This window comes from Bradyrhizobium sp. 1200_D9_N1_1 (assembly GCF_052075915.1).
Taxonomy (GTDB): Bacteria; Pseudomonadota; Alphaproteobacteria; order Rhizobiales; family Xanthobacteraceae; genus Bradyrhizobium; species Bradyrhizobium diazoefficiens.
Genome location: NZ_CP197226.1, coordinates 7529817 through 7538449, shown reverse-complemented (window position 1 = coordinate 7538449; position 8633 = coordinate 7529817). Strand labels below are relative to the sequence as shown.

Sequence of the window (8633 nt, the reverse complement as noted above, 5' to 3'; positions counted from 1 at the left end):
GATGGATCGCGAAGCTTTGTGGTGGGCCCAAGCCGGACCGTCGAGCGTTCTCAGCAAGATAGCGCTCGCAGTTTCCCGAAAGGAGAAGGTCGTCTGCATCTCGACGCCGACTCCGCGAATGTCCGGGTTGGCGGCGGCGATCGAACGCAGGCTCCGTACCGAGCTCTCGCTCGACAGCGTGTCGATCGACCTGACGGCGGAGGATCAGTCGCAACCCATCGCCCACATGCTGGCCGGATTCCTCGACGTGTCGGCGATCGAGATCGGCACGGTAGCCGAGTTCGCCGTCCATCCGAGCCTTGTCGACCGGGTAATGATCGTCGACGGACTGGACCGAACGCAACTGCGTCGCTGGAGCCTGTTTCTGCGACAGCTCATGGCTGAGCCGCCGGAGGAGACCGTCGTCGGACCGGTTCTGCTCGTTCTGCTCCCGACCGGGCTCGATCGGGACGACCGATCAGCGCTCTGCGGACCCGCGCCCCTCGTTTCGACCCAAGGGATGTGTGATCGGTACGACAGCGCAAGCTATGCCGCCGCGATCGGTGCCCGTCCGGCCCAGGGGCTGACCTCGCGCGTCGGACACGCCGCCGCGATCGAAGTGGCCGCATGGTCGCGCGAGCTTCTAGAGGAGACGGTCGGTTGGGACGCCGCCGACCAGATCGCGCCCTTTCCGTTGCTCGATCGTCTGGTCGCAAAAAGACAGTATCCGTTTCCGTGCTGGGAAAACGGCCTGGTCGACTACTGGGACGACGAGCCGGCCGCGCACGCCGTGGCCGCGCTCCAACACGGATATGTCGACCACGTGCGGCGGAGAGTCTGGAGCGCTCAAGCCAGCGTTCTGCTGCCATTCACCCATCGCGTCTTGCGGTCGCTGATCTCGAGGTATCAACACGTACTCGCCAGGAAGGTATCTCCCGCCAAGCCCTACGTCCGGAAGATCAATGACCACGTGAAGACGATCGAGGACTTCTGGAAACTCGAGTTCTACGACCTGAAGGAATTCACCAAGGACCTGCTCAGCCCCAACGAGGCGAATCTGCTGGGTCAGGCCGGCTGGATACGCAACAAAGTGGCCCACTTCGATCTGATCGAACCGGAGGTCGTGTCGCGGTTTTCCGATTACTACGAAGCGACGATCGGCGATGTCGACTTCGACATTCCGGGTTGGAACTGGCCGCGCTGCGGGCAGAGCATGACGCTTACGGTCGGTCCTTCCGGAGCAGGTAAATCGACCTGGTCGGCAGCGCAGGGCGTAGATGTGGTCTCCTCCGACGAAATCAGGAAAGAGCGCAGTCCGGACGGCGAGGTGCGCGGCGCCCAGTCCGAGATCTTCCATGAAGTGCGCATGAGAAGCGCCAAGGTCCTCGGAAACGGGCGATCGGTCATCGTCGATGCGATGCACATCGAATCGGATGACCGGCTACGGCAACTGGCGATAGCCCCAGCCGACGTGCAGAAACGATACGCGCTCATCGACCGGCCGCTTGCCGACAAGCAGCGGGACGGCGGCTGGAGAGGACAGAAGGGCCTCGTCGACAAGTATCATCGTTTGTTCGCCGACCAGGCGGACGCCGCACTGACTGCGGACGGCCGAGACGACGTCGAGGTGATCGACCTTCGTATTCAGAAGGGTGAACAGGCGGCAGAATAAATCATCGAGTTTCTTTGCCGGCAGAAGGCGCCGAACGTTGTCTTGCTGGCGCGCCTCTCAATCGCGCGTTCCGCGCACCACATCAAGAAACTCGGCCCACACTTCGAGCGAAGCGGAGCTCTTGGCAAGGTTGCACCCTACATGGGTCACGTGGACGTTGTCGGAGTGGTAGCCCTTGTTGGCACTCTCGATCCGGTCCGCCGACATTCGGAGCAATGCGTTTTCCTCGCCGGGCACTATCGGTTCACAGCATAATCCGCACCTGCCGCGCTGGCTCCGCCATAGCTCGTTGAGCAGTTTGAAGAGGTCCGAAAAATTCAGCGAACTGCGCTCGGGGTAGGTACCGGTGCGTTCGGTGCCAGCCCGTCCGACGGAGCCCAGGATATTGTTCACGAGCCGAGTGATGTCCCGGTTCAGCAATTGATCCTCGGGGATCGGGTGCAGCCTTCGCTCTACATACGACGGAATTTCGACGGCGGACAACCGAAGTCCGAGCAACGTTGCGCGGTCGCTGCCCTCGACAGGGATCGGTTTTCCGCGAGTCGTGGGATTCGAAAACCTGCGGTAGGTCTCCGTCATGGACGTCTTTGCTTCCGGAAAATCGGAAAACGTCCAGCAGCGGACGATCGGCATCGACAGCTTCCATCGATCCGGGTGCGTTTGTTGCGCACGCCTCCATGTTTCTGGCTCGACCAGATCTCCGGTGGCGACTACGATGTTCGGCGCCACGTCGACGATAGACATCAGGCGTTGCCGATGCGCGGGATCAAGCGTGTCTCGTGGATTTCCGGTGCCGATCGTGATCACGAAGTCGCGGCCGCGGGAATAGATTCCGCCGAACGTATTGGCGACCCCGCGTTGCGAGAACGAGAGCGCAGGCCACAGCGCGCTCGCGGGTGCCCATTCGCTCTTGGCGTAGAGGCGCGTGTCTTGCCCAACGAGATCTTCCAGAACCATCAGATTTGCCGTTTATGTGTCGGAAACAGCCTGTTCTCGGCTTATAGGATGAGGATCATCGCGGCGATGAGGCGGCGCCGTCAACCGGCAAGACGGACCCAGTCGACGTGCCCGGAGGTCATGTACACGATGGCGCCCCGAGTCGATCCGGTTGCCCGAAGGTAATGAGCGAGTTGTCGCCGATAGGTCGAGAACTCGGCCTCCTTGGGATCGATGTCGCTCTTCCAGTCGAAGACGACTCTCCCCTCGTCGTCGTGGGCGAGTGCGTCGGCCCGGCCGCCGACCAGATCGCCGGGGCCGGCCGCCGTACTGTAGACCGGCACCTCCGCGACGAGCCTTCCGCGGTATCTGTCGACGTCCGGCAGTCGCAACGTCCGCAACGCGGTCGAAGCGAGCTCCCGTACGTCGATCGCGGCGTGCGTCGGCGCCATCGAAGACAATTGATCGAATAGTTCGTTGGACCGGGCGGTCGCGGCTTCCAGGTTCTCCTCCAACTCGCCGGAGATGAGCTCCTCCATCAGCTTATGGAGAAGGATACCCCGCATGCGGCCTCCTTCGACCGTGGTCTCGGCGCGTGGCAGCTCTTCGCCCGTCTCGAAGGACAGTTCGTCCGTGATGACGTCGGGATCGCCGTCGCTGGGCTTGATCCAACGGACGCGCGGCGCGGCTTCGATGCGCGATCGCTCTTCCGCGAAGATCTGCGCGGTCTGCCCGTTCGCCACCGGAACGCGTGAGGCGACGGGCGCGCGGGGGAGACGGCCGATGTCGAGTTCGGGAACGGTGTCCAATTTGAAGTCGAGAAGCTTCGCCCAGGAAGCGTCGTTGCTCCAAGAGAAGTCCGGAATGACCAGGAGCTCCATCGCCCGCGTGCATGCGACGTACAGGAGCCGCACGTTCTCGTCCCTCTTCTCGGCCTCTTCCGTCCGCAGCGCGTCGCCCAATCCCGGCGGCACCACCTGGCCCAGCGCCCAATGCAGGCTTTCGTCCCGTCGCCGGTGGACGAACGCCTCGGCCCGCCGCGGCATGGACGAGCGGTTGATCGGAATCACGACCGGCCACTCCAGCCCCTTCGAGGTATGCACGGTGACGATCTCGATCGACTGCCCGTCGGCCTCCATCAAGCCCTCAGGCGCCGCCGATCCGCTCGACCATTCGTCGTCGATGTCGCGGGCGAACTGGACGAAGCCGCGGACGTCGTAGCTTCGGGCCCGTTCGACGAAGCCGTCCACGTTCGCGAGCGTCCGCGCGGCCTGGTCGCCGCTGCGGGCCGCGACGATGGCGCGGATGCGCAGACGCTCGATAGCCTCGGCGAGAACGAAGGCGGGCGCCGTCGCGTTGATGCGGCGGCGCAGGTCATTCAGAATGGTCAGCACTTCCCGTGCGACCGGATTTCGGACCGCCGCCAGATCGGTCCGGAGAGACAGACCTGCGATCCGGTCGCCGTCGACTGGAAGATCGGCGGTGATGTCGAGCAGCTCCTGCTCGGTCAGGCCTACGAGCGGACCGCGCATGAGCGCTCCGAGCGCCAGCGTGTCGCGGGTGTCGGCCAGGGCGCGGATCAGCGCCACCAGATCCTGCGCTTCCTGCCGCTTGTAGAGGTTCTTCCCTGCCTGCGAGGCGAAGGGGAGGCCCGCCTCTTCGAGAGCGCGTTCGTACCGCCAGAGGTCCGTGGAAACCGGTGCGAGCAGAGCGATGTCGCCCGGACAAAGGCGCCTGGTCTCGCCGTCGTTGAGCTTGATGTCGATGTTGCCGATGAGGCGCGCGCATACTTCGGCCACGGCCTGGGCTTCCTCGTCGCGCGCACTGTCGACTCTCGTCAACGGGGGAAGCTCCACCGAAACCTTCGCCACGCACGGCAAGCCGTGCTCGCCTGCGGCCCTAGTGGTCTGCAAGGCGACGTAGCCGGCCTGCTGCGCCGACAGCCGTTCCTCGAAGCAACGGTTCACGTGATCCAGTATCTGGCCGCGAGACCGGAAGTTCGCCGTCACCCTGAGGATATTGTCGGGGAATTGCGCCTCGATCGTCTCGCGCACCCTGAGATACGTAGCCAGATCCGCGCCGCGGAATCGATAGATGGCCTGCTTCGGGTCGCCGACGACGAAGAGTTGGCCCGGTCTGAGCGATCGCTCATGCCAGGCGCGGTCGTCTTCCGCTGCTCCGCACAGCAGAAAGATGATCTCCGCCTGCACGGGATCGGTATCCTGGAATTCGTCCACCAGAAGCCGCGAGAAGCGTTCCGCGGCGGTCGTACGGACGGAAGGATGGTCACGCAACACTTCGCGGCACGTGAACAAAAGGTCGTCGAAGTCGAGGACAGCGGCCCGTCTCTTGAATGTCTCGTACTCCGTCATCACATCGTCGAGCTCGGCCGAGAATATCCCGATGATGGCTGTCGCGATCCGGCCCATCAACGCGCCATAGGCCTTGCGACATCGGCCGAAATGCTCTGCGGCCTGGTCCGCCAATCGCTTGCCGTCCGCGCCGCCGGCCTTCCGCCAGAGCGTCCGACGTCTGTATTCCCGAAGGTCGGACGTGTCCTTGCGCATGATCGGCAGCCACACGGGGTGCGCGAGCTCCAGCAGGCCTTCGAAGTCGGGCATTGGATCGAAGCGTCCCCGGAAGTGGGAGACCAACGTCTCGAGCGCGACGATGTCCGGATCGGCCTCGGGGGGCACGTCGACCTGATCGCACCAGCGCCGGAATTCCCGCACGCTTTCCGCGAACTCGACGTCCGCTCGCGCGTCGAGATCGGCGGGCAGCGGCCGTGCTCCCCGATGGCGTCGGCGGAATTTGGCGAAGCTGCGCAGGAGCCCTTCGGCGTCGATCGGATCCCGCCGCGCCACGGACGCGATCGGGTCGCCGGCCGCTGGCGCAGTGCGGTCGAGCCTGCCGCGCCACCACCGGTCGAAGATGGCGTCGAAAACGAAATCGGCCTGATCTCCGTCAAGGACGTCCGCGCCGGGATCGACCGCGGCTTCGACCGAATACGTCCTCAGAAGGTCGTGGCAGAACGAATGGATCGTTCCGCAGGTCAATTCGTCGAGGCGCTTCGCGGCGCTGCGTAGCATCGCGGTCTGGGCGGCGTCGGGACCGGAGGGCAGGGCCGGCCGGAGCTCGTCCGGAATCCGGCCCTCGAGTATGCGATGGAGATAGGAGGCGATGCGCTGGCGCAATTCGCCCGCCGCGAGCTCGGTGAACGTGATTGCCGCGATCGACCGCGGATCGACCCCGCGCGCGAGCAGCATCACCACGCGACCGGCGAGCAGGGACGTTTTGCCGGTGCCCGCTGCAGCTTCGACCAACAGGCAGGAGTCCAGCTCGGTCAACGCCCTGAGACGTTCGGCCCCGTCGACTATCTCCATCACGGAGTGCTCCAATATCGCGAGATGGCCGCGTTGATCTCGTTGCTTGCGGCCAGCTTGCGCCTTTCGTAGCCGGGCGACGCAGGCATGGCCAATCGAAGTTCGTTCGACCTGTCGAAAGAAAGCCGGCCCGAGGTGACGACGCCCTTCCTCATCATCGAGACCGCGACGTTCACGAAGGCGGCGATCTGCTCGACGGCGGCGTCGAGATCGGAAAGCCTGACGGCGAGAGTATCGCCGCGAAGATAGAGCAGCCGGGCGACGACCGTCGGTTCACCGTCGAGCAGTTGTCGGCAGGCCAGTCCATACAACGCCCGCTGCAGCTCGGACCCGCCCTCGATCACTATGCGTCCCGCGTTCCTGGGCGCCTCGCCGGTCTTGTAGTCCCAGACGCGGACGGCGGTGCCCGAGCTGTTGAGATCCAGCCGATCGATCGAGCCGCCGAGCGTGACGGTTGTCCCGGGTATCGCGACCGGAATGGTCGGATCCCACGGCAGTTGCCGCTCTGTGGCGACGGTGTTCGGTTGGCCGAACGGCACTTCCGTCCAGCTTCGGGTGCCCGCATCCGCTATCTCCTTCCGCAGCAATCCCGCGAGGGCCAACGATGCCGCGAAATCCACGGTATTGCGCCACAGCAGCGCCGGTGGCGTCTGTCCCAGCAGTGGCCACGCGTCCCTGACGACCGAAGAGGCGTCCGCGAGAGCGGTTTCGATCTCCGCGTCCGACGCGCGTGCATATCCGGGATTCGGCTCGAGCGCGTCCACCGCGCGTCGGAGAAGCTCGTGGACCAGCTTGCCGAACTCGTCGGGGGCGATCGTTAGCGGCTGTTCGCGATCACGAGGCGCATTCCAGCCGAGCGCGTAGCGCCACACGAAGCCGAGCGGATCCCGCAGCATCCTTCGCAGGGATGTCGCGGACTGCACGCGTTCGATTGATCTCACGACGACCGGATGTTCGGCGTCGAACTTCCCGTCGTGCGGCGTGAACCGCTCGAGATGCCAATCGCGCCAGCAGGCGTCGGCCGATCGCACGCGATCAAGCTGCGCCGCATCCTGCGGGCGGGCCATGATGCGATCGGCCTCGTTCCAGGCGTGCTCCGGAACGCGCGCTCTCGAGAGCTGCTCTTCCGGCCGGCCTTCCGGAAGAGGGCTTCGGCCCACGCGGCTTCCCTGCGCGCTTCGGCGCCCACGGGAGAGCACCGCTCCGCCTGTCGCTGCCTCGACGACGATGCGGAAATGCCGACGGTCGGCTTCGGCGACTGGATCGAGATCGAGGATCGCGCTCGACAGAACGTGATCCGGAACGATGGAGTCGTTGCCCTGCCGGCGAGGCCAGTGGCGGTCCGTCAGCCCGAGAAGTCGGACGTGCGGTCGCGGCGCGGTGGCCAGCTCCCGTGCCGAGCACCACACCACGGAATCGGCCGCGTCGTGATCGGATTCGATGCGCGAGGACCGCAAAGAGAGCTCGATGGCCTCTGGAGGCGCGCTGCGCAGCGCGCTCTGCCATAGCTGCAGCGCCCTACCGTGTAGAACGAGAGGCGCGGCTTCGGCCGCCGCCGAGATGCCCCGTGCGAGGATATCCACGATCGGCAAAGCGCCCAGCCCGCCTTCCAGAGATGCATCGTTCGCCGCGGCCGCCGAGATTGCGCGTCGCCATTCTTCTGGGCGAGACAAGGTCGCGCCGCGCGGCAGCGAGGCCAGCCAATTCGCGGGCAGACTTTCGAATGCGCCGCGCTCGCCCAGGCAAAGGGAAACGAGACGTCGCAAGCGTTGCTGATTCAGACCATGTTGGAGCACGTCCGCCAGCGCGGCGCACCGCTGACCATCACGGGTCGAAAGCGCGGGGATCCCGTGCGGGAATGCCAATCCGAAGCCGGCGTCCGGCGCGAGGGCGCGGAAGTGATCGTCCCACGGCGTCGTTCCCGCAGACACTATCGCGATCTGGTCCGGCCGGGCGATGCCGGAGGCGATCAGAAGGCGCGCCCACCGCAGACTTTCGATAACCTCGTGGTGCGGATCGGCGCACGACACGGCGGCGGGCGCTGGACGGTCGACCTCCGGCGGCCGCACGATCCTTCCCGCGAACCAGGCGGTTTCCGCGTGCGGCGACGCGATCCATTCGACCGAGACCTCTTTCGCCAAGGCGTCGATCAGGGGCCGCCAAAGCGGGGCGATCCAGGAAAGGCGATCGACCGTCAGCGGTCCGATCGTACGGGCCGCGTGCCGCATCTTCGACAGAGCCTCGTCGCGCAAATCGATCGGTAGCGCCGTCGCGAGCGGCAGCTCGCGCCGAACGCGGTCCTCGATCAAAGCCAAATCCGAAAGCCGGGCATTCTTCGGGCCCGTACTCCGAAGCGAGACATCGGCGTCCCAGACCTTGCGGAGGGCGCGGGAGACAGCTCTCGTCATACCCGGAAGGTGCCGCACCTTCTCGATCTCTCGAAAACCGCCCGCCGCGAGAGCCTGCTGGATGGCACGATCGAGCTGTTCCGAAGGTACGGGCGACCTGAAGCCACTGGCGAGGCGCGCAGCCAAATTCGGCAGGGTCAGGACCTGAAGGCCGCATTCGTTTGCTCGGGCAGCGGCGGCACGACGCATCTGGAACGCGAGCGGACCGCCGACTATCGATGTTCGCAACCGGATCATTGCCGCCAAGACGTCTAA

The 8633-nt window shown here is 65.2% G+C and carries 4 protein-coding genes; 1 reads left to right on the top strand and 3 read right to left on the bottom strand.

From position 1 onward, the window contains the following. Position 1: 1 nt before the first annotated feature. Complete coding sequence (locus tag AB5K84_RS35925; RefSeq protein ID WP_108914077.1) at positions 2-1651, top strand: AAA family ATPase; 1650 nt, start codon at positions 2-4, stop codon at positions 1649-1651. Between the two features lie 57 nt (positions 1652-1708). Here the strand turns inward: AB5K84_RS35925 and AB5K84_RS35920 are convergent, their stop codons facing one another. The 3 genes from AB5K84_RS35920 to AB5K84_RS35910 all read right to left on the bottom strand — a co-directional run bounded on the left by AB5K84_RS35920 (position 1709) and on the right by AB5K84_RS35910 (position 8615). Next, on the bottom strand, positions 1709-2608 hold the full coding sequence (locus tag AB5K84_RS35920) for a hypothetical protein (RefSeq protein WP_038966568.1): 900 nt from the start codon (positions 2606-2608) through the stop codon (positions 1709-1711). 80 nt (positions 2609-2688) lie between these two features. Then, positions 2689-5970, bottom strand: coding sequence for a UvrD-helicase domain-containing protein (locus AB5K84_RS35915; RefSeq protein ID WP_038966569.1), 3282 nt, complete (start codon positions 5968-5970; stop codon positions 2689-2691). Next, positions 5970-8615: a PD-(D/E)XK nuclease family protein gene (locus tag AB5K84_RS35910; RefSeq protein WP_244441966.1), complete on the bottom strand. Its 2646-nt coding sequence runs from the start codon at positions 8613-8615 to the stop codon at positions 5970-5972. Before AB5K84_RS35910 ends, AB5K84_RS35915 begins: the two co-directional genes overlap by 1 nt. Between the last annotated feature and the right edge of the window lie 18 nt (positions 8616-8633).